The organism is Streptomyces sp. NPDC007095, assembly GCF_040634475.1.
GTDB lineage: Bacteria > Actinomycetota > Actinomycetes > Streptomycetales > Streptomycetaceae > Streptomyces.
The window spans coordinates 1-22,297 of the sequence record NZ_JBEYFS010000199.1 but is presented as its reverse complement, the minus strand read 5'-3'; the positions used below and the strand labels follow the sequence as shown (position 1 = coordinate 22,297).

Genomic DNA, 22,297 nt, shown 5'->3' with positions numbered 1-22,297 from the left:
GCCCTCGTACTGGACGTACTCGGGTCTGTGCCTGGTGCGGTGAGAGTGCGTGCATGGCGTCGCGGGGCAGACGGGAATTTGACGACAGGGCCTAGGCGCGCGCCAGCGGATTCGGCAGCGGGAGGTAGCGGGCGTCCGCGCCGTCCGCGCCCGTCCAGCGGAGCAGCAGATTCGTCTTGCCGGGGAGCGTGGGGGCGGCGAGCAGCTCCGCGACCTCGTGCGCGATCCCGGGCAGGCCGTGCCGGGCCAGCTCGGTCCGTACGGCGGGCCACGGGTCCCAGCCCGGGTGGTCCTCCGCGAGCAGGGCGGCGAGTTCCGACACGTTGTTGACGATCAGGCAGTAGACCAGCCGCTCCCATCCGGCGGGCCGGTCCACGTCCGTGAGCAGCTTCACGCCCTCCGCGTCCCGGAACAGCGCCTGCACGGGGATGCCGTCGGCGTCCACCGCCACCACCGTGTTCTGCAGGTGCGCCTCGATGACGACGCCGTGCAGCGCGAAGGCCGCAAGCGCCGGCGGTACGACCCGTCGCAGGTACGCCGTCCACCAGGCGGACGGGTCGGTGAGACCGTCGAGGGGGCTGCCTTCGAAGCCCTCGACAAGGGCGGCGGCGAGGAGTGGGGTCGCGCCGGGGACGACGTGCTCGCGCAGCCCGTCGCGGACGAGGACCGCGAGCTCTTCGAAGGCGAAGTCGGCGGTGCGGTAGCCGCGGTCGCTCAGCCAGGCGGCGCCCGCGCGGGTGGTCGCGAACGCGGCGGCTGTCGCCTCGTCGGTACGGCGCAGTTTCAGCAGGTCGTGGCGCCACAACCGGCGGATGTCGTTGGTGATGCGCACATCGAGGCTGAACTTGACGAAGACGTCGTCCTCGGGGGCGTAGAGCGTGCGGATGGCGGCCGTCGGCCACAGCGGGCGCGCGGCGCGGCCCAGGCGGATCAGCCGGCCGTCCGCGAAGGCCTCCCGGATCTCGGGGCGGGCGCCGACCAGGTCGAGCTGCCAGGGGTGGGCCGGAAGCAGCCGGTAGCCCTCCGGGGACGGCCCGAAGTCGTCCAGCGCCGAGGTGTCGCCCTCCTCGACGACCGCGTCCTCCCGCACACCGAGCAGCTCCAGCGGGAAGCGGGCGTACGCCTCGGGCGCGTAGGGCAGCCAGCCGGCGACGGGGCCGCCGCCGCGGGCCTTGGGCGCGGGGTGGTACGGGTGCCCGGTGATCAGGGACTGCTCGGAGCGGATGTACGGGTCCGCGGGCGGCGTCGCGTGCAGGCGGGCGGCGAGCACCGCGGCCACCGCGTCCCGGCTGTCGATCATCTCGGCGGGCAGCTCGTGGTTGGACAGACCGGTGGTTCCGCGCAGTTCCTCGGCGGTGAGTTTGACCAGCTCGGCGTGGGTGAGCCGGTGCCAGGCCCCGTCGGCGTACACCTCGGGCGCCACGGGCCTGCGCGTCCTGCGCACCCGCAGCAGCCGCCCACTGGAGCGAAGCCGGAACACACCGGAGCCCCCGGCGACCCGGCCGGGGTCCGCGGCGGGCTCCCCCACCTCCCGCAGCAGACAATTGAGCAGCGGCGCGGCGGCGTACGCGTCGGCGGCCTCTTCTATGTCGTCCCTGAGGTACCTGGGGGGCATGGAGTCCACGCGATCCATTCGTTCCATACGGTGCACTGGTGATCAGTATGTCTGTCGGCGCGGGCGACCGCGACGCACAGTCCCCGTACCCAAGGAGCCCGACCGTGCACCGTCCCCCCGCGCCCGACGCCGAGGCAGCGCTCGCCGACGAGCTGAGCGCCGTACGCCCCGCCCTCTCGGCGCCGTACGCGGCCGGGCTCCCCGGCGCCAGGGCGGCCGTGCTGAGCCGTCTGTGGCGTGCGCTGGCCTATGAGCCCATGCCGTGGATCGCGCGCCGCGAGCCGGGGGCCGGCGGGCTCACGCTCCACCTCACCGACGGCCGGAGGCTGTACGGCCCGCGCCCGGATCCGTACGCGACCGCCGCGTACGTCACCGAGGTCCGGCTGGACGACACGGCGTACGACCGTCCGGCGCGGCTCATGACGGGCCTCGCCGTCCCCCACGCCGCCGCCTTCGCGGCCGAACTCGACCACAGTGTTGCCTCGTTGGCCCTCTCGCGCGCCGACCAGGCCGCCGCCGTCCGGGAGCCCGCGACCGGCTGGGAGTGGGAGCAGCGGGTGGTCGACGGACACCCGTACCACCCCAACTGCCGTTCGCGTCCCGGCTTCTCCGTAGCCGAGCAGCTCGCGTACGGGCCGGAGCACCGGCCGGTGGTGGAACTGGGCCTGGTGGCCGTCGACGACTGTCTGGTCCGGGGCGAGTGGCCCAAGTGGCTGCGGGACGAGGACCGCTTCCTGATCCCGGTCCACCCCTGGCAGACGGCGCATGTCCTGCGTACCGCGCCCCAGGAGGTCGTCCCCGCGCACCCGTTGATGTCGCTGCGCACCCTCGCCCTTCCCGACGGGCCGCACATCAAGACCGCGCTGAGCGCCCGGCTGACCTCTTCCGTGCGGGACATCTCGGTCTACTCGATCGAGACGTCGGCGACGGTGTCGGCGTTCGCGGAGGACATGGCGGCCCGTACGGACGGCCTGCTGCACGTCACCCGGACCCTGGGCGCCGTCACGGCCCACTCCCCCGACCTGGCGGCGGTGCTGCGCGAGTCCCCGGACGTGTACGCGCACCTGGGCGAGCGCGTCCTGCCGGTGGCCGCCCTCGCGACCACCGGGCTGCCCCGGTCGGCCGCCTGGCTGGCCGACTTCACCAGTCTCGCGCTCACCGTCTGTCTGCGGCTGCTCGATCTTGGGGTGGCCCTGGAGGCGCACGGCCAGAACCTCCTGGTCGTACTGTCCGCCACCGGCGCCCCGGTCCGGCTCGTCTACCGCGATCTGGCCGACATCCGCGTGAGCCCGGCCCGGCTGGCCCGGCACGGCATCCCGGCGCCGGCGCTGTCCGGACGGATCGTCACGGACGACGTGACCACCCTGCGCCGCAAGATGTTCGGCTCGCTGATCGGCGGCACGCTGGGGGCGACCGCGGGATCCTCGGCGGTGCTGCGGGAGGTCCTGGAGACGGTCGTACGGGATCTGCCGCGCACCCCGGACCTGACTGCGCTGCTCGAAGAGCCCTTGCCGACCAAGGCATTGACCTTGATGCGACTGTCTCCCGAGACTCCCGGGGACAGTTGGGCGCAGCTTCCCAACCCGTTCGCCACCCAATAGTTCGTAGATCGTTTTGAAGCCCGGCACCTTTGATCAATAGGATCCGGCGATGATCACAAGACAACGGCTGGCGGCAGGAGTCTGCGCCCTGCTCGCCGCCCTGACGGCCGGGATCGCCTTCCCGACCGGAGCGGTCGCCGACGAAACGGCGGAGCAGGCCGCTCCCAAGGTCGAACTCGTGCTGGACGTCAGCGGTTCGATGCGGGCGCACGACATCGACGGCGGGTCGCGCATGTCCGCGGCGAAGCAGGCGTTCAACGAGGTGCTCGACGCGACACCCGAGGAGGTCCAGCTCGGCATACGGACCCTCGGCGCCAACTACCGCGGCAACGACCGCAAGACGGGCTGCAAGGACACCGCCCAGCTGTACCCGGTGGGCACACTGGACCGCACGGAGGCGAAGACCGCCGTCGCGACCCTCACGCCCACCGGCTGGACGCCGATCGGTCCCGCGCTGCTCAAGGCGGCCGGCGACCTCGACGGCGGCAACGGCACCCGGCGGATCGTGCTGATCAGCGACGGCGAGGACACCTGCCAGCCGCTCGACCCCTGCGAGGTGGCCCGCGAGATCGCCGCCAAGGGCATCGGGCTCACCATCGACACCCTCGGGCTCGTGCCCGACGCCAAGACCCGCGATCAGCTCAGCTGCATCGCGGACGCGACCGGCGGCACGTACACCTCGGTCCAGCACAAGGAAGAACTCACCGACCGCGTGGGTCAGTTGGTGAAGCGCGCCGCCGACCCGGTGGTGACGCCGGTCGCCGTGGAGGGCGCCACCGCCTGCACGAGTGCCCCGACGCTGAAGTCCGGGCTGTACACGGACCGCGAGGAGTTCGGGCAGCACCGCTACTACCGCGTGGACGTCAAGCCGGGCCAGGAGCTGCGCGCCTCGGTGAGCGTGGCGGCCGACCGCGAGGTCAACCCGGACTACGGGGTGTTGCTGCGCGCTGTCACCGTGCACGGACGTGAGATCGTGCGCGGCGAGGCGGCGGGCAACGGCCGTACCGACGTCATCTCCACCGGTCTGCGCTATCCCAAGGCCGAGAGCGACGACGAGAACGCCCCCGCCGAGACAGTGTGTCTTCAGGTGTCCAACTCCTTCTCGGCGGCGAGCGGCGTGAAGACCGCGCCGGGCATGCCGGTGGAGCTGACGGTCGACGTCGTGGACGGGCCGGACCAGGCGAGCGACGTGGCCTCCTTCGGCCTCGGCCGCGGCTGGTGGCTGCTCGGCGCCCTCGTGCTCACCGGCTTCCTTGCGGGTGTGCTGTGGGGCTGGGTCTCGCGCCTGCGGATCGCGGTCTGGAGGACCAACTGATGCGTGTCAGAAGAGTGTTGAGCACCGCCCTGCTGCTGCTCGGGATCGCCGCGGCACCCGCCGTGGCCGACTCCTCGCCCTCCGCGAGCCCCTCGGGCGACAGCGCCGCGCCGACCCAGGCCGGCACGTCGTTCCGTACGGCGACCGAGATCAAGCAGGGCCAGCCGGCCACCGCCAGCGGGTCCACGGGCGACTACCTGTACTGGTCGTTCCCCGCGGACGCCGGGCAGCGGCCCACCGTGAAGGCGACGGTGAAGCTCCCGGAGGCCTCCACGCGGCACGCCGGCCAGACCTGGCAGCTCGACGTCTACGACGGGCTGCGACGCCGCCAGGCCTGCCAGTACGGGGCACAGACACGGACGGCGGCACAGGACGCGGCCACCGTGGAACTGGCCTGCACCCTGCGCACGGTCCGTTCCTGGTCGGAGACCTGGGCCAACGACCCGCTGCCGGGCACGTACTACGTCCGGCTGACCGTCACCGGGCTCCAGGCCTCCGACCTGGGTCTGCCGATCGGGGCCGAGGTCAAGGTCGACTCCAAGGACATCGGCGGGGCGGCGGCGGTGGACGGTTCGCTGGCGAAGCCGCTGGTGCCGGGCATCGCGACGAGCGCCGAGAAGTCCGACTCCGGCTCCGGTTCGTCGACGGCCGCGCTGTCGTCCATCGAGCCCGACGACGGATGGGCCTCCGGCTGGTGGTCCGACCGCTGGGTGTGGACCGCGATCGGCGGCATCCTCGCGGCGCTCGCGGGCATCGGCGGGTACGCGCTGACCCGCGGGTCCGGGCGGCCTTCCCGGGTGCCGCCGGGCGCCTAGGCACACGTAGGCGTCCGTGACGGCTCCATGACGGCGAAGGCCCGCCGTGCCCCCTCGGCACGGCGGGCCTCGTCCCCCGCCCGGGTTCCGGTCCGGTGAGGTGCTGGGGCGTTGTGCGTTGTGCGTTGTGCGTGGTGCGTGGTGCGTGGTGCGTGGTGCGTCGTGCGTCGTGCGTTACCAGCAGGCCGGAAGCGTGTTGGTCTCGCTGCCGATGGCGGTGTCCTTCATCCAGCCGTACTCCCCGTTGTCGGCCTCGGTCCACTCCCAGCGGTAGGGATGCGGGCCCCCCACGTACTCGTCCGGATTGCCGCCGTCGTAACGGCACTCGAACCAGCTGGGGTTCGAGTACATGTAGCCGACGATACGGCTGGAGTCCGGATAGAACCGGGCCAGGTCCTTGTAGCCGTATACCGGCGCGCCGGAGCGGTTGTTGCACCACCAGTGGCTCCCGCTGTACCAGCACCCGCCCGCCGCCGAAGCGGCAGGCGCGGCAGTGGTGCCGAGGCCGACGGCGAGCGCCGCGGCGCTGAACAGCACCGCCAGGGACTTCTTGATACGCATGCGAGCCACCCTGTGGTGGCCGCCCCGCCGTCCGCAATGATTTCGAACGCGCTGGAAGTGTCTGGCGCGAGCGGCACGCGACGACTACGGGGCCCGTACCGCGTCAGTCCCCGCGCAGCACCTTGGCGAGGGTGCTCTCCCCGGTGACCTCGATACGTCCGTCACGCACCGCGTCCAGCAGGGTCGAGGTCCCGCGGCTCACATCCGTGCAGGTTCCGGTGTCGAGGCCGAGCCGGACGTCCGGCTCCTGCGGGGCGGGCCCGTCCCCGTACACGGGCCCCTCCTCGGCGCCCAGCCACACATGGAACTCACCCTCCTCCAGGCGGACTTCGACCAGCCCTGCAGCGTCCTCCCCCGCCAGGCCCCGCAGCAGCGGCAGCGCGAACCAGTGCGCCCGTACGGCGTCCGTGGCTCCGCGCTCGCCCAGCGAGGGCGCGCCCCACTCGCCGAGCGCCTGCAGTACGGGCAGCAACTCCCGTCCCCGGCCGGTGAGTTCGTAGACGTACGCGGCGCCCGGCGGCGGCAGCCGGCGCCGGGTCGTCAGTCCGTCGCGCTCCATGTCCTTGAGCCGGGAGGCGAGGACGTCCGTGCTCACGCCCGGCAGATCCGCGTGCAGATCGGTGTAGCGGCGCGGGCCGCCGAGCAGCTCGCGGACGATCAGGAGGGTCCAGCGGTCACCGACGGCGTCGAGCGCGCGGGCCGCGGAACAGTACTGGTCGTAGCTTCGGCGAGGTGACATGCGACGCAGTCTAGACATGTTGTTGGACTTTCCAAGCACTCACTTGGTAAAACCAAGCAACACCACGAACCGGAGGGCACAGCGCATGGAGTTCCGGCAGTCGAGCAAGCTCAGCGAGGTCTGTTACGAGATCCGCGGCCCGGTGATCGAGCAGGCCGACGCACTGGAGGCGGCAGGCCACAGCGTGCTGCGCCTCAACACCGGAAACCCCGCGGCCTTCGGTTTCGAGGCGCCGGAGGAGATCCTCCAGGACATGATCCGGATGCTGCCGCAGGCGCACGGCTACACCGACTCACGCGGCATCCTCTCCGCCCGCCGCGCGGTCGCCCAGCGCTACCAGGAACGGGGTCTGGAGGTCGGCGTGGACGACGTCTTCCTCGGCAACGGCGTCTCCGAACTGGTCTCCATGGCGGTCCAGGCGCTGGTGGAGGACGGCGACGAAGTCCTCATCCCCGCCCCGGACTTCCCCCTCTGGACGGCCGTCACGACCCTCGCGGGCGGCAAGGCGGTCCACTACCTCTGCGACGAACAGTCGGACTGGTACCCGGACCTGGCCGACATGGAGTCGAAGATCACCGACCGCACCCGCGCGGTCGTCATCATCAACCCCAACAACCCGACCGGTGCGGTCTACCCCCAGGAGATCATCGAGGGCATCCTCGACCTCGCCCGCAGGCACGGCCTGATGGTCTTCGCGGACGAGATCTACGACCAGATCCTCTACGACGACGCCGTCCATCACTCGGCCGCGGCGCTCGCCCCCGACCTGGTGGTCCTCACCTTCTGCGGCCTGTCCAAGACATACCGGGTGGCGGGCTTCCGCTCGGGCTGGCTGGTGGTGACGGGCCCCAGGCAGCACGCCCGCAACTACCTGGAGGGCCTGACCATGCTGGCCTCCATGCGGCTGTGCGCCAACGCGCCCGCCCAGTACGCCATTCAGGCCGCGCTCGGCGGCCGCCAGTCCATCCACGAACTGACCGCGCCCGGCGGCCGCCTCCACGAACAGCGCAACCGGGTCTGGGAGAAGCTCAACGAGATCCCGGGCGTCTCCTGCGTCAAGCCCAAGGGCGCGCTGTACGCCTTCCCGCGCATCGACCCCGAGGTACACAAGATCCACGACGACGAGAAGTTCGTCCTGGATCTCCTCCTCCGCGAGAAGATCCAGGTCGTCCAGGGCACCGGCTTCAACTGGCCCCGCCCCGACCACTTCCGCATCCTCACCCTCCCGCACGCCGACGACCTCGACGCGGCGATCAGCCGGATCGGCCGGTTCCTGGGCGGGTATCGGCAGTAGGGCCGCCGTATGGCGCACTCCGACCTGCGGACCTCCCGGGGCGATGACACCGTACGGAGGGAGTGACAGGACCGGAGAAGGGTGTCGGCCATGGGTGACCTGCTCCTCGTGCGGCACGGCGAGACCGAGTGGTCCTTGTCCGGGCGGCACACCGGATCGACCGACATCCCGCTGACGGAGAACGGCCGCCAGCAGGCCAAGCGGCTGGCCCCGCTGGTCTCCTCGCACCACATCGCGGCGGCGTTCGTGAGCCCCATGCAGCGGGCGCGGGAGACGGCGCGGCTGGCCGGGGTCGAGGGGGCGCGGGTGGACGCGGACCTGTGCGAGTGGGACTACGGCGGGTACGAAGGGGTCACCACCGTGGAGATCCACCGGACCCGGCCCGACTGGTTCCTGTTCGACGACGGCGTCGCACCGGGGCCGCCGGAGCATCCCGGGGAGAGCCCGGAGCAGGTCGGGGCGCGGGCGGAGCGAATGCTCTCCAAGGTCGACGCGGCGCTCGCCGAGGCGGAGGGCAGTGTCGTCCTCTTCTCCCACGGACACTTTCTGCGGGTGCTGACCGCGCGGCGGCTGGGGCTGCGGGCTTCGGACGGCGCGTTGTTCCAGCTCGCCACCGGGACGGTGAGCCGGCTCAGCACCGAGCATCGGCGGCATGTCGTCGCCGGCTGGAATGTCAGACCCCCGTCGTAGTCTTCGAGTGGGCCGGGGATGGAGTCGGTCCATCGGGAGCGTCGTCCCTCGGCTGCGGAAAGGAGTGCCGTCATGACACGACCGCCGACCGTCGCACAGCGGCGTGTCATCGATGCGGCGGACCCGGTGACCGGGCGGCTGAAGGGGACGGACGCGCAGCTCGCCGCGCTGGTGAAGCGGGGGCTCGCCTTCCGGCATCCGCGGCCGCCGCACGCCCACTTTCTGACGCCGGCCGGGCACCGGACACGCGAGACGCCCGAGCCGGCGGCGGCCCCTGAGCCTCCCGCCGCCACCTCCGACTCGGGCGTGTTCACCGCGCGGATCGGCGGCGAGGAGAACGCCGTTGGCGGTTCCTCCCGCACACGTGAGGTGCACAGTGCCTGGCAGGGGCTGCTGGAGCTGCGGCGGATGACCAATAGGGACGGGGCGGTGGACCGTCCGTGCGGCTGGGAGCGTACGCATCTGGTGCAGGCCGCCGCGCTCGCCCTGGAGGCCGCCGGGCACGACCCCGCGGCGGGGGAAGGCCCCGGCTATCGGGTGCGGGCGACTCCGCAGCCGGAGGCCGTCGCCGTGCGCGAGCCGGACGTCGAGGCGCTGCGGGCATGCGCGGCGACGCTGGAGAAGGCCGGCTGGCAGGTCGGCGAGCACACGGAGCCGCGTACGGGAGCGCGGTATGTGCTTGCCTCACCCCGGCGGGCATGAGGTCCCTCGATCCCCTTCCACTCCTCAGCAGGGTGGCGTCCGTTCCGGCCGTCGTACGCACGGCCGAAGAAGGGAATGCCGTGGCTGCCGCCGAGTTCACCGCGGTGGGTGGGCTGCTGGACCTCAAGGAGCGCAGGCTCGTCGCGGACCCCCGCGTGTACTTCCGCGCGCTGGCCGCCGACCCGGGCGTCTTCGGCCACTGAGACCACCGCGCGGCGCACGGTCTACGCGTCCAGCAGCTCCGGGCTGTGCTGAGCGTCGTAGGCGGCGCGCGACTCGGCGATCGTGACCCGGTGCCGCTCCGCCCAGTCCGTCAGGGACAGCAGAGTGGCGTGCAACTCGGCGGCCACCGGCGTGAGTTCGTACTCGACCTTGGGCGGGACCGTCGGGTGGACGGTACGGGTGAGGAGTCCGTCGCGCTCCAGATTGCGCAGCGTGAGGGTCAGCATGCGGCGGCTGATGCCCTCGATGCTGCGCTCCAGTTCGGTGAAACGGATCGGGCCGTGCGCGGCGGCCACGATGATCTGAACGCTCCATTTCCCGGCGACCCTGTCAAGAACCTCGCGGACCGGGCAGGCCTGCGCGTGCACGACCTGCGGGGTAACACCGGTGTTCCCTTGGGACATTGAGGTGCCTCCTTATACCGATCTCCATGGTCACTCACGATGTACCCCGTTACAAGTCGTGCACCTATGGAAACGCGTCGTATACGCGGTCGCGTACGTGGAGGTCGTCGTCATGCCGTTCCGGACCGAGTCACCGTCCGAGCCGCCGGTACCCCGAACCTACTCCCGCTGGGCCTCGCTCGTCGTCCTGTGCGCGGGCACCCTGATGACGATCCTGGACGGGAACATCGTCACCGTCGCGATGCCCGCGATCCAGAGTGATCTGGGGTTCTCGGGGCCGGGGCTCGCCTGGGTGGTGAACGCGTATCTGATCCCTTTCGGCGGGCTGTTGCTGCTCGTGGGCCGGCTCGGTGACCTCGTGGGGCGCAGGCGGATGTTCGCCGCCGGGCTCGTGCTGTTCACGGCGGCGTCCGTGCTGTGCGGGGTCGCCACCGGCCGGGGCCTGCTGGTCGCCGCCCGCGCCCTGCAGGGTGTCGGCGGGGCGATGACCTCGGCCGTCGTCCTCGGCATGCTGGTCGCGCTCTTCCCCGAACCGCGTGAACAGGCCCGCGCCATCGCGGTGTTCAGTGCGGTCGGCGCGGCGGGCGGGGCACTCGGCACGTTCCTCGGCGGTGCGCTGACCCAGACGGTCGGCTGGCACTGGATCTTTCTGATCAACCTGCCGATCGGAGTGGTCGCGTGGCTCGCCGCGATCCGGATCCTCGCCCCGGACCAGGGAGCCGGGCTCGGCAAGGGCGCCGACTGCCCCGGGGCGGCCCTGGTCACGGGCGCGCTGATGCTGACGGTGTACACGATCGTCGGCGCCGGCGACCGGAATCCGGGGACCACGCTCACCCTGGCCGTGGTCACGCTCGGTCTCTACGCCGGCTTCGTCCTGCGTCAGGCGCGGGCCGCCCGTCCGCTGCTGCGGCTGCGGCTCTTCCGCTCCCGCGCCCTGAGCGGCGCCAACGGGGTGCAGATCCTGATGGTCGCGGGGATGTTCGGTTTCCAGTACATCGGTGCTCTCTACCTCCAACGCGTCCTCGGGTACAGCGAGTTGGCCACCGGCACCGCGTTCCTCCCGGCGCCGATCGCGATCGGGGTGCTGATGCTGACCCTGTCCGCGCGGACGATCGCCCGGTTCGGACCGTACCGGGTGCTGCTCGCCGGGCTCGTCCTCATCACCGGGGGCATGGCCCTGCTGAGCCGGGCCCCGACCGACGGCTCGTACGTCGCCGACGTGCTGCCGGCGATGCTGCTGCTCGCCGCCGGTTTCGCGGCCGCGATGCCCGCGGTGACGGGGCTCGCCATGACGGGCGCCCGGGAGGAGGACGCGGGACTGGCCTCCGGGCTCTTCAGCACCACGCAGGTGGTGGGTGGTTCGCTGGGGCTGGCCGCGCTGACCACCTTGGCGGCGAGTCGTACGGAGCGTCTGACCGGCGGGGGTGAGGGGGCCGTGGCGGCCACGGCGGACGGATACCGGCTTGCGTTCACGGTGGCCACGGGGATCGCGCTGGCGGCCCTGGTCCTGGCGGCGGCGATCCTGCGACCGGGACGGGGACACGCCCCGCACGTCTCCACCGCCCGGCCCGCGCCCTTGACGACGCGCCTCTCCGCTCGCAACCGGTCCTGACCAGGACTGCCGGCTCAGACCCTGCGCCAGGGGCACCCGGCAGCCGTGGAGGGAGCGCCAACTCGGTCTCGTTGCACGGGTGTACGCCGTCCGCAATCTCTGGTAGGAAACTTTCCTAACAGTACGTGGACGCAACACTCCCCTCATCGGAGGTACCGTGCACACCCCCCACATACATCCCCGGCTCCACACCTCGCGGCGCACACTGCTCACGCTGATCGGAGCCTCGCTGGTGGCAGGCCCCCTCCTCGCGACCCGGTCCCAGGCCGCCGCCTCCGGCGGTCTGGACGACCCGGCGAAGAAGGAGATCGCGATGAAGCTGGTCTCCAGCGCGGAGAACTCCTCGCTGGACTGGAAGGCGCAGTACAAGTACATCGAGGACATCGGTGACGGGCGCGGCTACACGGCCGGCATCATCGGCTTCTGTTCGGGCACCGGCGACATGCTGGACCTGGTCGAGCTGTACACCCAGCGCAAGCCGGGCAACGTCCTCGCCAAGTACCTGCCCGCCCTGCGCAAGGTGAACGGCAGCGACTCGCACCAGGGCCTGGACCCCGGCTTCCCCGCCGACTGGCGCAAGGCCGCCCAGGACACCGCGTTCCAGCAGGCCCAGAACGACGAGCGGGACCGGGTCTACTTCAACCCCGCCGTCGCCCAGGGCAAGACCGACGGCATCGGCGTCCTCGGCCAGTTCACCTACTACGACGCCATCGTGATGCACGGCGACGGCAGCGACAGCACCAGCTTCAGCAACATCCGCAGGCGTGCCCTGGCCAAGGCCAAGCCGCCGACCCAGGGCGGCGACGAGGTGACGTATCTGAACGCCTTCCTCGACGCGCGCGTCTGGGCGATGAAGCAGGAGGAGGCCCACTCCGACACGACCCGGGTCGACACCGAACAGCGGGTGTTCCTGCAGAAGCGGAACCTGAATCTCGATCCGCCACTGAACTGGAAGGTGTACGGGGACAGCTACCACATCGGCTGAGACCGAGACCCGGCCCCCGGGGCGCGGATCATCCGGCCCCCGGGGCGCGGATCCCGACCCGGACCGCTACGCGCCCACCACCGCGGGGCCGGGACCGGTGCGCCGGTCCACGATCTCCTCGCCCGGCTCCATCGGGGCCGTGACCTCGTCGTCGTCCCGGTTTCGGCCCAGGTGGTTGAAGACGAGGTTGAGCACGACGGCCGCCACGCACCCCGTGGAGATCCCCGAGTCCAGGACGATCCGCGCGGTCTGGGGAAACGCGTGGTAGAAGTCCGGCGCGGTGATCGGGATGATCCCGACGGCCAGCGACACGGCGACGATCAGAACGTTGTTGTCCTTCTCCAGGCCGGCCCTGACCAGGGTCTGGATGCCGCTGGCCGCGACCGAGCCGAACAGGACGACGCCTGCCCCGCCGAGGACCGGGCGCGGTACGATGGCGATCAGCGACGCGGCCATCGGGCACAGGCCCATCAGCACCAGGAAACCGCCGCCGGTGGCGACGACGTACCGGCTGCGGATCCGCGTCATCGCGACCAGCCCGATGTTCTGCGCGAAGGCGCTGCACATGAAGCCGTTGAAGAGCGGGCTGAGGGCCGAGCCGAGGGTGTCCGCGCGCAGGCCCGCCGCGATGGTCCGCTCGTCGGCGGGACGCTCGACGATCTCGCCCAACGCCAGCATGTCCGCGGTCGATTCGGTCATCGAGACCACCATGACCACACACAGCGAGAGGATCGCGGCGAGCTGGAACTGCGGGGCGCCGAAGTGGAACGGCGTCGGGAAGCCGACCACGTCCGCTTCGGTCACCGGACCGAAGTCCGTGACACCGAACGGGATCGCCACGAGCGTGCCGATGACCAGGCCGAGCAGCACGGCGATCTGCTTGACGAAACCGCGGGTGAAGCGGCGCAGCAGCAGCACGAGCACGAGCGTGGCCGCCGCGAGGCCCAGGTAGGTCGGCGAACCGTAGTCGTGCGCCGCGGGATCGGGTCCCTGCGCCCAGCCGAAGGCGACCGGCAGCAGCGAGACACCTATGAGGGTGATGACGGTGCCGGTGACGACGGGCGGGAAGAAGCGGACGGCCTTGCTGAAGAAGGGGGCTGCGACGAAGCCCAGGACGCCCGCGACCATCACCGCGCCGAAGATGACCGGCAGGGCGTCCGACTTGTCCTTGGTGGAGGCGACGACGGCGGTCATGGGGGCGACGCCCGCGAAGGTGACGCCGTTGACGAACGGCAGCCGCGCTCCGATCTTCCAGAAACCGAGGGTCTGGAGGAAGGTGGCGAGGCCCGCGGTGAACAGGCAGGCGCCGGTGAGGAAGGTCAGCTCGGTGGGGGACAGACCGACGGCGGCGCCGACGATCAGGGGTGGGGCGACGACTCCGGCGTACATGGCGGCCACGTGTTGCAGACCCGTGGTGGCCATCTTGAGTGCGGGCAGTTTCTCGTCGACGGGGTGGGCGGTCACGGCGGCTCCTCCGGGCGGGTGACACGTCGGCTCTGACGTGGGTTTCAGGAGGTGGTGCGCGGTCGTGCGGGACCGGGGGACGGAACGCCCCAAAAGGGGCGACGGTGACCGTTCCGGGGCGCGCATGTCCATGCACGCCCCGGAGACGGCCGCCGTGGACCCCGCTCGGGTCCACGGCTACCGGCCGAGGGCCGTCCCCCTCGGCCGGAGTTCAAGTGCCGGACGGGTCCAAGTGCCTCACGGCCCAAGGAGATTGCGTACGGCGGTCAGGCCTCCGCGGCGATCCGCGCGAGGCGCTGCGCCTCCTCCCGCGTGGCGCGGGCGATGGCGTCCTCGTCGACGTGCAGCAGCCGGCCGTTCTCCACCACCGGCTCGCCGCCCACGAGCGAGAGCGTGACCGGGGCCGCCGCGCCGAAGACCAGCGCGGTCACCGGGTCGGCGATCGAGGCGTGCGCCAGGGTGTCCAGCTTCCACAGCACGAGGTCGGCGAGCTTGCCCGGCTCCAGGGAGCCGATCTCCGCCGCCCTGCCCAGGACCTGGGCTCCGCCGTAGGTGCCCAGACGCAGCGCCTGACGGGCGTTCAGGGCTGCTTCCCGATGGGCGCCGAGACGGTTGATGAGGAGGGCGTTGCGCAGTTCGGTGTGGAGTTCGCCGGACTCGTTGGAGGCGGTGCCGTCGACGCCGAGGCCGACCGGGACGCCGGCCGCGAGCATGTCGGGGACGCGGGCGATGCCGGCCGCGAGACGGGCGTTGGACGAGGGACAGTGGGCGACACCGGTCTTCGTACGGGCGAAGGCGGCGATGTCGGAGTCGTTCATGTGGACGCAGTGCGCCATCCACACGTCCTCGCCGAGCCAGCCGGTGGACTCGAAGTACTCGGTCGGGCCCATGCCGAACAGTTCCTTGCAGAACTGCTCCTCCTCCACGGTCTCCGAGCCGTGCGTGTGCAGTCGTACACCCTTGCGGCGGGCCAGCTCGGCGCCCTGACGCATGAGTTCGGTGGAGACGGAGAAGGGCGAGCAGGGCGCGACGGCCACCTGGGTCATGGCGCCGAAGGACGGGTCGTGATGCTCGTCGACGGTCGCCTCGGTGGCGGCGAGGGCGCCTTCGAGGGTCTCGACGGCGAAGTCCGGGGGCAGCCCGCCGTCCTTCTCGCTGCGGTCCATGGAGCCGCGGGCGAGGGTGAAGCGGACGCCCATCTCGCGGGCGGCCCGGATGATGGCGCCGGACAGGTCGCCGGACCCCTGCGGGAAGACGTAGTGGTGGTCCATGGCGGTGGTGACACCGCCGCGGGCCATCATGGCGAGGGAGCCCTGCGCCGCGGCGGACACCATCCGCTCGTCGATGCGCGCCCAGGTCGGGTAGAGCGCGACGAGCCAGTTGAAGAGGTTGTGGTCGGTGGCCAGGCCGCGGGTGATCCACTGGTAGAAGTGGTGGTGGGTGTTGACCAGGCCGGGGGTCACGAGGTGGCCCGTGGCGTCGATGCGGCGTACGACGTTCTCCAGGCCCTCCGGGGCCCTGCCCGCGCCGAGCGACTCGATGCGGTTGTCCGCGACGACGACATGGCCCGATGCGTACTCGGTGTCGCCCGCGTCCACCGTCGCGATCGCACAGTTCTCGATGACGATGCGCCGGTCTTCTGCCGATGCTGCCATGGTGCGTCCTTCTTCGTTTCGAGGGGTGGGCACGGCAGGACCCTAGGAGGTTTGAGTGCCGCGGCTGTCGACGCCACGGGTGCCGATGGAGGGGCCTTCGCCAAGGCCTCGGAGGTTGGTACAGAAGTGGGCTCAGAGGTTGGTGAGGTCCACCGGGATGTGCGGCTCGCAGCCGTCGCGCAGGATGGTGGCCTCGATCAGTCCGTAGGGCCGGTCGGCCGCGAAGTACACCTCGTTGTCGTTCTCGAGCCCGAACGGCTCCAGGTCGACGAGGAAGTGGTGCTTGTTGGGGAGCGAGAAGCGGACCTCGTCGATCTCGCCGCGGTTCTCGATGATCCGCGAGCCCATCTGGTACAGGGTCTGCTGCAGCGACAGGGAGTAGGTCTCCGCGAAGGCCTGGAGCATGTGCTTCCTGACCTGGTCGTAGGACTTCTCCCAGTTGGGCATCTTCTGCTCGTCGCCGGTCCAGTTGAAGCGCCAGCGGCCGGAGACCTGGGTGGCCAGGATGCGGTCGTACGCCTCGGGGAGCGTCGTGTACTTGTCCTTGACGTAGCCCCAGAACTCGGAGTTCGTCGAGTTCATCACGACGAGGTCCTTCAGCCCCGAGACGACCTCCCACGACGAGCCGTCATAGGTGATCTGGGTGACCCGGGTCTCCTGGCCCTTGCGCACGAAGGAGTGCTTGACGTCGTCGGCGCCGATGAACCTGGAGTTGGCGTCGGAGGTCTCGATGCGCTCCCAGGCGTATTCCTCGATGCGGATGCGCGCCGTCCTGATCGGCTCCTGCGAGGTCACGAAGTGCCGGGCCAGATGGATGCCGAACTGTTCGGCGGACTCGATGCCGTACTCCTTGGCGAAGGCGTACACCGTGTTCTTGGTGGTGTCCGTCGGCAGGACGTTCGCGTTGGAGCCCGAGTAGTGGACCTCTTCCATGTCGCCGCTCAGCGCCACGGACACGTTCAGGTCCTTGATGTGGTGCGTCGCGCCGTCGCGGGTGATCTTCACGACGCGGTTCTCAGCCTTGCCGTACTGGTTCTGTCCCAGCATCACAGGGCGGCCGCGGTGGGAATTGTCAGTCATTTCTGCTAGCTCCCTCGGTAAACGGAGTAGCCGAACGGGTTGAGCAGCAGCGGTACGTGGTAGTGCTCCCCCGGCCTGACGGCGAAGGTGATCGTCACCTCGGGGAAGAACGCTCCGCTCGCACCGCTGTCCCGATTCGCGGGGGCGTCCTGCTGCGCATCGGCTTGCTTCTTCTCGAAGTACGCCTCGACCTCGAAGTCGAGCCGTACGTGGGTCGTCCCCTCCGGCAGCGCCGGGAGGTTCTTGCACCGCCCGTCCGCGTCGGTCGCGGAGCCGCCGAGCTCCCGCCAGTCCGCCGTGCGGCCGCCGCGGGCCGCGAGCCGGACGGCGACGCCCTCGGCGGGGCGTCCGACGCTGGTGTCCAGGATGTGCGTGGACACGGATGCGGTGGTGTCGGTGCTCATACGTTCTCCTCCTCCACGAGACGGGCCAGCCGGATGCGGTTGATCTTGCCCAGTTCGGAGCGGACGCTCTCGCGCTCCTGCTCGGGCGAGTTGCCGATCCGTTCCTTGACCGCGTCGCGCATCTGCTCGCCGGTCCGGCCGGTGGCGCAGATCAGGAAGACATGGCCGAACCTCTCCTGGTACGCCAGGTTCAGTTCGAGCATCTCCTCCTTGAGCTCCGCGGAGGCGCCGGCCATGCCGCGCTGCTCCCGGGAGGAGGTGGGGTCCCCGGGCTTCGGCCGCCCGATCGGCGGGTGCCCCGCCATCGCCTCCGCCAGGTCCTCGGCGGTCAGCTCGGTCATGACGGCGTCGCTCGCGGCGAAGAGGTCGTCGGGGGTGGCGTACGGGCGGCGGGCGAGCAGGGTGCGCACCCAGGCCGTCGAGGCGCACGCCTCCTGGAGGGCGGCGTGGGCCGCGTGCTCCTCCAGGGCGTTGAACCGGGCGAGGCCGCCGGGTGTCGTACTCGAAGTCACGGGAAGCCTCCGTGGCCTTGTGCTGGACGGGCTGCGGCTAGCTAACGCCCTCGGAAACACCACGTCAACACTTTGTTGAAAAATCGAGGTAACAACCGACGCCCGGCGCTAGGCAACCACCGACGCCCGGCGCTCAGGCCTCCTTCTCGCGGTTCAGGTAGTTGTAGACGGTGAAGCGGCTGACACCCAGCGCACTCGCCACCGTCTCCACGCCGTGCCGCACCGAGAAGGCTCCGCGGGCCTCGAGCACCCGCACGACCTCCTGCTTGGACTTGCGGTCGAGGTCGGCCAGCGGCTTGCCCTGCTTGCGCTCCAGAGCGGCCAGGATGTGATCGAGCGAGTCGGCCAGCTGCGGCAGCCGTACGGCGACCACGTCCGCACCCTCCCAGGAGAGCACGACATCGTCGGGGCCGGCCTCGTCGGGCGCCACCATCTCGCCCCCCATGGCATCGACCAGCGGTTTGACCGCCGCGACGAAGGGGTCGTCTCCGATGCCGGTCACTTATCACCCTCCCCGACCGCGTTCACCTGCAGCGAGACCCTGGTGGCACCGGCCGCCAGAGCCCGGCGCAGCAGCGCGTCGACCGCGGTGAGCACCGCGTCCGCTTCCCCCTCGGCGGTGTTGCCGAACGGGCCGACGTCCACGGCGTCCAGCTCGGCCGCCTCGATGACCTCGCGGGCGACCAGCGCGTGCGGGGGCGCCTCGTCGAGGTCGAAGGGCTCGGTCGTGAACTCCACTCTCAATCGCACGCGCTCAACCTACTGCGCGGCGCCGATTTTCCGGCAGCCCCCTCTTGACAAGCCTCGACGCCCGACGGCAGTCTTCCATTAAGCAGAAACTAACTTCCGCAATACGGAATTCAATGACATCCCGACTCTCGCCGACGAACGTCTCGACACGGAAGGGAGCGCCGAGCCACATGCCGGGTTCCGAATGGGGCACAGCCACCGAGCAACGCTTCAACGTCAACCTGTCGATCCTCTTCACCGAACTCCCGCTCCTGGAGCGCCCCGCGGCCGCCGCCGCGGCGGGCTTCACCGCGGTCGAGCTGTGGTGGCCCTGGGTCGACTCCCCCACCCCCGAGCGGTCCGAACTCGACGCCCTGAAGAAGGCGATCGAGGACGCGGGCGTCCAGCTCACGGGGCTGAACTTCTACGCCGGACAGCTGCCCGGTCCCGACCGGGGCGCGCTGTCGATCCCCGGCGCGGAGTCGGAGAGGTTCCGCGCCAACATCGGCGTGGCGGCCGACTTCGCGCGGTCGCTGGGCTGCAAGGCCCTCAACGCGCTCTACGGCAACCGAGTCGAGGGCGTGGAGGCTGCCGAGCAGGACGCGCTCGCACTGGAGAACCTGGTCCTCGCGGCACGGGCCGCCGACCGGATCGGCGCGATCCTCCTGATCGAGACCCTCAACCAGCCCGAGTCACCGCTCTATCCCCTCGTGAGCGCCCCGGCGGGAGTCGCCGTCGTCGACAGGGTCAACGAGGCGACCGGCCTCGGCAACGCCAGGTTCCTCATGGACCTGTACCACCTGTCCATGAACGGCGAGGACCTGCCGTCGGCGATCGATCGGTACGCCGCGAAGACCGGCCACGTACAGATCGCCGACAACCCCGGCCGCGGCGCCCCGGGCACCGGGACCCTGCCCCTGGAGGACCTGCTCGGCCGGCTGCGGAAGGCGGGTTACGAGGGCTGGGTCGGCCTGGAGTACAAGCCGGGCGACCGTCCGAGCGCGGCGGCCTTCGGCTGGCTGCCGGCCGAGGCCCGGGCCGCCCGCTGAGCGGCAACTCATCGATGTATCACAGCAGTCAGAGAGGCATCCTCATGAGCAGCACCCTTGCAGATTCCTCCCGCCCGAACCGTCCGACCCGCCCGGCGGTCGCCTGGATCGGTCTCGGCATCATGGGCTCCCCCATGTCGGAGAACCTGGTCAAGGCCGGGTACGACGTCACCGGGTTCACGCTGGAGCAGGACAAGCTGGAGCGCCTCGCCGCCGCGGGCGGTACGGCCGCCGGTTCGATCGCCGAGGCCGTACGGGACGCCGACGTGGTGATCACGATGGTGCCCGCCTCCCCGCAGGTCGAGGCCATCGCGTACGGCCCCGACGGCATCCTGGAGAACGCGAGGTCCGGCGCGCTGCTGATCGACATGTCGTCGATCACCCCGCAGACCTCCGTGGACCTCGCGAACGCCGCCGCCGCGAAGGGCATCCGGGTTCTGGACGCTCCCGTGTCCGGTGGCGAGGCCGGGGCGATCGAGGCCGTGCTGTCGATCATGGTCGGCGGCGAGCAGGCCGACTTCGACGAGGCCGAGCCGATCTTCGAGGCGCTCGGCAAGACCATCGTGCTCTGCGGTCCGCACGGCTCCGGCCAGACCGTGAAGGCCGCGAACCAGCTGATCGTCGCCGTGAACATCCAGGCGTGCGCCGAGGCCGTGGTCTTCCTGGAGAAGTCCGGCGTGGACCTGAAGGCCGCGCTCGACGTCCTGGGCGGCGGGCTCGCCGGCTCCACCGTACTGACGCGGAAGAAGGAGAACTTCCTGAACCGCGACTTCAAGCCGGGCTTCCGCATCGACCTGCACCACAAGGACATGGGCATCGTCACGGACGCCGCCCGCACGGTCGGCGCCGCGCTGCCGGTGGGCTCCGTGGTCGCCCAGCTCGTCGCCTCCCTGCGCGCCCAGGGCGACGGCGGCCTCGACCACTCGGCCCTCCTGCGATCCGTGGAGCGCCTCTCGGGCGCACAGCCCTGACGCGGCCCGGTCACGCCGGGCGCGGCCCTTGCGCCTCGGGCACGGCCGGATGCGTCGAGCGCGATCAGACGCCCCGGGCGCGGCCTGGTATGCCGGGCGCAGCCCCGAGGACTCCGGGGCGGTACTGAGACTTCCGGGTGGTGTCGTCGCTGACACCTGTCCTGTCGCGCCCAGGCGGTGGCGCCACCCGGAACCCAACCCATTTCAACAAACTGTTGACGTTCAGAGCGCCCCAAACCTAGGCTCCACAAAGCGGAAGTCGGTTTCCGCTGCCCCTCGCATGGAAGGTCCACGATGTCGAAGCGCGTGCTTACGACCGAGTCCGGCGCTCCGGTCGCCGACAACCAGAACTCAGCCACCGCCGGCGCAGGCGGCCCGCTCCTCCTCCAGGACCAGCACCTCCTGGAGAAGCTCGCCCGGTTCAACCGCGAGCGCATCCCGGAGCGCGTGGTGCACGCCCGCGGCTCCGGCGCGTACGGCCACTTCGAGGTCACGGACGACGTCACCGGATTCACCCACGCCGACTTCCTGAACACGGTCGGCAAGCGCACCGAGGTCTTCCTGCGCTTCTCCACCGTCGCCGACAACCTGGGCGGCGCGGACGCGGTCCGCGACCCGCGCGGCTTCGCGGTCAAGTTCTACACGGAGGAGGGGAATTACGACCTCGTCGGGAACAACACCCCGGTCTTCTTCATCAAGGACCCGCTCAAGTTCCCCGACTTCATCCACTCCCAGAAGCGCGACCCGTTCACGGGCAAGCAGGAGCCGGACAACGTCTGGGACTTCTGGGCGCACGCCCCCGAGGCCACGCACCAGGTGACCTGGCTGATGGGCGACCGCGGCATCCCCGCCTCGTACCGGCACATGAACGGCTACGGCTCGCACACCTACCAGTGGACGAACGCCGGGGGCGAGGCCTTCTTCGTCAAGTACCACTTCAAGACGAACCAGGGCGTCCGCAGCCTCTCCACCGAGCAGGCGCAGGAGATCGCGGGCAAGGACCCGAACTCCCACCAGACGGACCTGCTCCAGGCGATCGAGCGGGGCGTGCGCCCGTCCTGGACCCTCTACGTCCAGATCATGCCCGCGGCCGAGGCGGCGGACTACCGCTTCAACCCCTTCGACCTCACCAAGGTGTGGCCGCACAAGGACTTCCCGCTCCAGCGCGTGGGCCGGCTGGTCCTGGACCGCAACCCCGACAATGTCTTCGCCGAGGTCGAGCAGGCCGGGTTCTCCCCGAACAACTTCGTTCCGGGCATCGGCCCCTCCCCCGACAAGATGCTCCAAGGCCGGCTGTTCGCCTACGCGGACGCCCACCGCTACCGCCTCGGCGTCAACCACACCCACCTCCCGGTGAACGCGCCGAAGGCCACGACCGCGGACAACTACGGCCGCGACGGCTTCATGGCGTCCAACGCGCAGGGCCGCGCCGCCAAGAACTACGAGCCGAACTCCTACGGCGGCCCGGCCGAGACCGGCCGCCCGCTGTCGGCCCCGCTGGCCGTCGCCGGCTGGACCGGCGCCCACGAGGCTCCCCTCCACACCAAGGACGACGACTTCTTCCAGGCGGGCGAGCTCTACCGCCTGATGTCGGCCGAGGAGCGGTCCCGGCTGATCGCGAACATCGCCGGCGGCCTCGCACAGGTCTCCCGCGACGACGTCGTCGAGAAGAACCTCGCCCACTTCCACGCCGCCGACCCGGAGTACGGCCGGCGCGTGGCGGAAGCGGTCCACGCCCTGCGCGAGGACTGACCCCTGACCGCGTCACCGGGCCAGACGGGAGGTCGGCCCGGTCACGTCGGGGTCGACGCCCAGTCCGCCGCCGCCGGCGAACGCCTCGCCGGAAAGCTTCAGCAGAAAGCGGCCCGCGCCTTTGCC

At 70.8% G+C, this 22,297-nt stretch carries 22 protein-coding genes and 2 pseudogenes; 12 read left to right on the top strand and 12 right to left on the bottom strand.

What is annotated here, in order from left to right:
- Positions 1–91 precede the first annotated feature (91 nt).
- Positions 92–1,615 (bottom strand): IucA/IucC family protein, encoded by a 1,524-nt coding sequence (locus tag ABZ656_RS44255; RefSeq protein WP_360276347.1) that lies wholly within the window; start codon positions 1,613–1,615, stop codon positions 92–94.
- Between the two features lie 104 nt (positions 1,616–1,719).
- Here ABZ656_RS44255 and ABZ656_RS44250 point away from each other — a divergent pair, with 104 nt between their 5' ends.
- The 3 genes from ABZ656_RS44250 to ABZ656_RS44240 are packed head-to-tail and all read left to right on the top strand — an operon-like array spanning position 1,720 to position 5,346.
- Complete coding sequence (locus tag ABZ656_RS44250) at positions 1,720–3,216, top strand: IucA/IucC family protein (RefSeq protein ID WP_360276344.1); 1,497 nt, start codon at positions 1,720–1,722, stop codon at positions 3,214–3,216.
- Positions 3,217–3,265: 49 nt separating this feature from the next.
- Positions 3,266–4,531, top strand: coding sequence for a VWA domain-containing protein (locus tag ABZ656_RS44245; RefSeq protein ID WP_360276341.1), 1,266 nt, complete (start codon positions 3,266–3,268; stop codon positions 4,529–4,531).
- A complete protein-coding gene (locus ABZ656_RS44240) occupies positions 4,531–5,346 on the top strand; it encodes a hypothetical protein (protein ID WP_101401697.1) in 816 nt (271 codons plus the stop codon). The genes ABZ656_RS44245 and ABZ656_RS44240 overlap by 1 nt, the downstream gene beginning before the upstream one ends.
- A gap of 174 nt (positions 5,347–5,520) precedes the next feature.
- Here the strand turns inward: ABZ656_RS44240 and ABZ656_RS44235 are convergent, their stop codons facing one another.
- Together ABZ656_RS44235 and ABZ656_RS44230 are read right to left on the bottom strand one after the other, a co-directional pair.
- Positions 5,521–5,907, bottom strand: coding sequence for a hypothetical protein (locus tag ABZ656_RS44235; protein WP_360276337.1), 387 nt, complete (start codon positions 5,905–5,907; stop codon positions 5,521–5,523).
- A gap of 103 nt (positions 5,908–6,010) precedes the next feature.
- Positions 6,011–6,646, bottom strand: coding sequence for a helix-turn-helix domain-containing protein (locus ABZ656_RS44230; protein ID WP_360276334.1), 636 nt, complete (start codon positions 6,644–6,646; stop codon positions 6,011–6,013).
- An 85-nt stretch (positions 6,647–6,731) separates the two neighbouring features.
- Between ABZ656_RS44230 and ABZ656_RS44225 the strand changes: the two genes are divergently transcribed.
- From ABZ656_RS44225 to ABZ656_RS44210, 4 genes and pseudogenes are all read left to right on the top strand, one after another.
- The gene (locus tag ABZ656_RS44225) at positions 6,732–7,940 is read left to right on the top strand and encodes a pyridoxal phosphate-dependent aminotransferase (protein ID WP_101401694.1); all 1,209 of its coding nucleotides are present in this window, start codon (positions 6,732–6,734) and stop codon (positions 7,938–7,940) included.
- A 90-nt stretch (positions 7,941–8,030) separates the two neighbouring features.
- Positions 8,031–8,630 (top strand): histidine phosphatase family protein, encoded by a 600-nt coding sequence (locus tag ABZ656_RS44220; RefSeq protein ID WP_101401693.1) that lies wholly within the window; start codon positions 8,031–8,033, stop codon positions 8,628–8,630.
- 72 nt (positions 8,631–8,702) lie between these two features.
- Complete coding sequence (locus ABZ656_RS44215) at positions 8,703–9,332, top strand: hypothetical protein (RefSeq protein WP_101401692.1); 630 nt, start codon at positions 8,703–8,705, stop codon at positions 9,330–9,332.
- An 86-nt stretch (positions 9,333–9,418) separates the two neighbouring features.
- Positions 9,419–9,535 (top strand): annotated as a pseudogene (locus ABZ656_RS44210) (thioesterase); the annotation flags it as partial.
- A gap of 21 nt (positions 9,536–9,556) precedes the next feature.
- Here ABZ656_RS44210 and ABZ656_RS44205 read toward each other — a convergent pair.
- Positions 9,557–9,958, bottom strand: a complete 402-nt coding sequence (locus ABZ656_RS44205) for a helix-turn-helix domain-containing protein (protein ID WP_101401691.1) — start codon at positions 9,956–9,958, stop codon at positions 9,557–9,559.
- Positions 9,959–10,163: 205 nt separating this feature from the next.
- Here ABZ656_RS44205 and ABZ656_RS44200 point away from each other — a divergent pair, with 205 nt between their 5' ends.
- Positions 10,164–11,570, top strand: coding sequence for an MFS transporter (locus ABZ656_RS44200; RefSeq protein WP_180362372.1), 1,407 nt, complete (start codon positions 10,164–10,166; stop codon positions 11,568–11,570).
- A 157-nt stretch (positions 11,571–11,727) separates the two neighbouring features.
- Complete coding sequence (locus ABZ656_RS44195; protein ID WP_360276329.1) at positions 11,728–12,555, top strand: chitosanase; 828 nt, start codon at positions 11,728–11,730, stop codon at positions 12,553–12,555.
- A 66-nt stretch (positions 12,556–12,621) separates the two neighbouring features.
- Here ABZ656_RS44195 and ABZ656_RS44190 read toward each other — a convergent pair whose 3' ends face one another.
- From ABZ656_RS44190 to ABZ656_RS44160, 7 genes are all read right to left on the bottom strand, one after another.
- Positions 12,622–14,019 (bottom strand): nucleobase:cation symporter-2 family protein, encoded by a 1,398-nt coding sequence (locus ABZ656_RS44190; RefSeq protein ID WP_360276326.1) that lies wholly within the window; start codon positions 14,017–14,019, stop codon positions 12,622–12,624.
- A gap of 266 nt (positions 14,020–14,285) precedes the next feature.
- Positions 14,286–15,674: an 8-oxoguanine deaminase gene (locus ABZ656_RS44185; protein WP_360276323.1), complete on the bottom strand. Its 1,389-nt coding sequence runs from the start codon at positions 15,672–15,674 to the stop codon at positions 14,286–14,288.
- A 132-nt stretch (positions 15,675–15,806) separates the two neighbouring features.
- Positions 15,807–16,754, bottom strand: a complete 948-nt coding sequence (gene pucL / locus ABZ656_RS44180; RefSeq protein WP_101401688.1) for a factor-independent urate hydroxylase — start codon at positions 16,752–16,754, stop codon at positions 15,807–15,809.
- A 5-nt stretch (positions 16,755–16,759) separates the two neighbouring features.
- On the bottom strand, positions 16,760–17,158 hold the full coding sequence (uraH, locus tag ABZ656_RS44175; protein ID WP_101401687.1) for a hydroxyisourate hydrolase: 399 nt from the start codon (positions 17,156–17,158) through the stop codon (positions 16,760–16,762).
- On the bottom strand, positions 17,155–17,670 hold the full coding sequence (uraD, locus tag ABZ656_RS44170) for a 2-oxo-4-hydroxy-4-carboxy-5-ureidoimidazoline decarboxylase (RefSeq protein WP_360276319.1): 516 nt from the start codon (positions 17,668–17,670) through the stop codon (positions 17,155–17,157). Before uraD ends, uraH begins: the two co-directional genes overlap by 4 nt.
- A gap of 133 nt (positions 17,671–17,803) precedes the next feature.
- On the bottom strand, positions 17,804–18,172 hold the full coding sequence (locus tag ABZ656_RS44165) for a helix-turn-helix domain-containing protein (protein ID WP_101401685.1): 369 nt from the start codon (positions 18,170–18,172) through the stop codon (positions 17,804–17,806).
- A complete protein-coding gene (locus ABZ656_RS44160; RefSeq protein WP_097286782.1) occupies positions 18,169–18,420 on the bottom strand; it encodes a hypothetical protein in 252 nt (83 codons plus the stop codon). Before ABZ656_RS44160 ends, ABZ656_RS44165 begins: the two co-directional genes overlap by 4 nt.
- Before the next feature lie 170 nt (positions 18,421–18,590).
- On the opposite strand from ABZ656_RS44160, the gene ABZ656_RS44155 reads away from it, so the two are divergent.
- The 3 genes from ABZ656_RS44155 to ABZ656_RS44145 all read left to right on the top strand — a co-directional run bounded on the left by ABZ656_RS44155 (position 18,591) and on the right by ABZ656_RS44145 (position 22,171).
- On the top strand, positions 18,591–19,448 hold the full coding sequence (locus tag ABZ656_RS44155) for a TIM barrel protein (RefSeq protein ID WP_360276315.1): 858 nt from the start codon (positions 18,591–18,593) through the stop codon (positions 19,446–19,448).
- 44 nt (positions 19,449–19,492) lie between these two features.
- Positions 19,493–20,419, top strand: a complete 927-nt coding sequence (locus ABZ656_RS44150) for a 2-hydroxy-3-oxopropionate reductase (RefSeq protein WP_360276312.1) — start codon at positions 19,493–19,495, stop codon at positions 20,417–20,419.
- 294 nt (positions 20,420–20,713) lie between these two features.
- Positions 20,714–22,171 (top strand): catalase, encoded by a 1,458-nt coding sequence (locus tag ABZ656_RS44145; RefSeq protein WP_360276309.1) that lies wholly within the window; start codon positions 20,714–20,716, stop codon positions 22,169–22,171.
- A 42-nt stretch (positions 22,172–22,213) separates the two neighbouring features.
- Here the strand turns inward: ABZ656_RS44145 and ABZ656_RS44140 are convergent.
- Positions 22,214–22,297: pseudogene (locus ABZ656_RS44140) on the bottom strand (UMP kinase); the annotation flags it as partial.

Bases quoted from the DNA above. Each gene is read 5' to 3' on its own strand.
- ABZ656_RS44155 (WP_360276315.1), top strand. From the start codon at position 18,591: ATGCCGGGTTCCGAATGGGGCACAGCCACCGAGCAACGCTTCAACGTC.
- ABZ656_RS44225 (WP_101401694.1), top strand. From the start codon at position 6,732: ATGGAGTTCCGGCAGTCGAGCAAGCTCAGCGAGGTCTGTTACGAGATC.
- ABZ656_RS44230 (WP_360276334.1), bottom strand. From the start codon at position 6,646: ATGTCACCTCGCCGAAGCTACGACCAGTACTGTTCCGCGGCCCGCGCG.
- ABZ656_RS44245 (WP_360276341.1), top strand. From the start codon at position 3,266: ATGATCACAAGACAACGGCTGGCGGCAGGAGTCTGCGCCCTGCTCGCC.
- ABZ656_RS44220 (WP_101401693.1), top strand. From the start codon at position 8,031: ATGGGTGACCTGCTCCTCGTGCGGCACGGCGAGACCGAGTGGTCCTTG.
- pucL (WP_101401688.1), bottom strand. From the start codon at position 16,754: ATGACTGACAATTCCCACCGCGGCCGCCCTGTGATGCTGGGACAGAAC.
- ABZ656_RS44150 (WP_360276312.1), top strand. From the start codon at position 19,493: ATGAGCAGCACCCTTGCAGATTCCTCCCGCCCGAACCGTCCGACCCGC.
- ABZ656_RS44240 (WP_101401697.1), top strand. From the start codon at position 4,531: ATGCGTGTCAGAAGAGTGTTGAGCACCGCCCTGCTGCTGCTCGGGATC.
- ABZ656_RS44215 (WP_101401692.1), top strand. From the start codon at position 8,703: ATGACACGACCGCCGACCGTCGCACAGCGGCGTGTCATCGATGCGGCG.
- ABZ656_RS44205 (WP_101401691.1), bottom strand. From the start codon at position 9,958: ATGTCCCAAGGGAACACCGGTGTTACCCCGCAGGTCGTGCACGCGCAG.
- ABZ656_RS44185 (WP_360276323.1), bottom strand. From the start codon at position 15,674: ATGGCAGCATCGGCAGAAGACCGGCGCATCGTCATCGAGAACTGTGCG.
- ABZ656_RS44255 (WP_360276347.1), bottom strand. From the start codon at position 1,615: ATGCCCCCCAGGTACCTCAGGGACGACATAGAAGAGGCCGCCGACGCG.
- uraH (WP_101401687.1), bottom strand. From the start codon at position 17,158: ATGAGCACCGACACCACCGCATCCGTGTCCACGCACATCCTGGACACC.
- ABZ656_RS44145 (WP_360276309.1), top strand. From the start codon at position 20,714: ATGTCGAAGCGCGTGCTTACGACCGAGTCCGGCGCTCCGGTCGCCGAC.
- ABZ656_RS44235 (WP_360276337.1), bottom strand. From the start codon at position 5,907: ATGCGTATCAAGAAGTCCCTGGCGGTGCTGTTCAGCGCCGCGGCGCTC.
- ABZ656_RS44200 (WP_180362372.1), top strand. From the start codon at position 10,164: ATGACGATCCTGGACGGGAACATCGTCACCGTCGCGATGCCCGCGATC.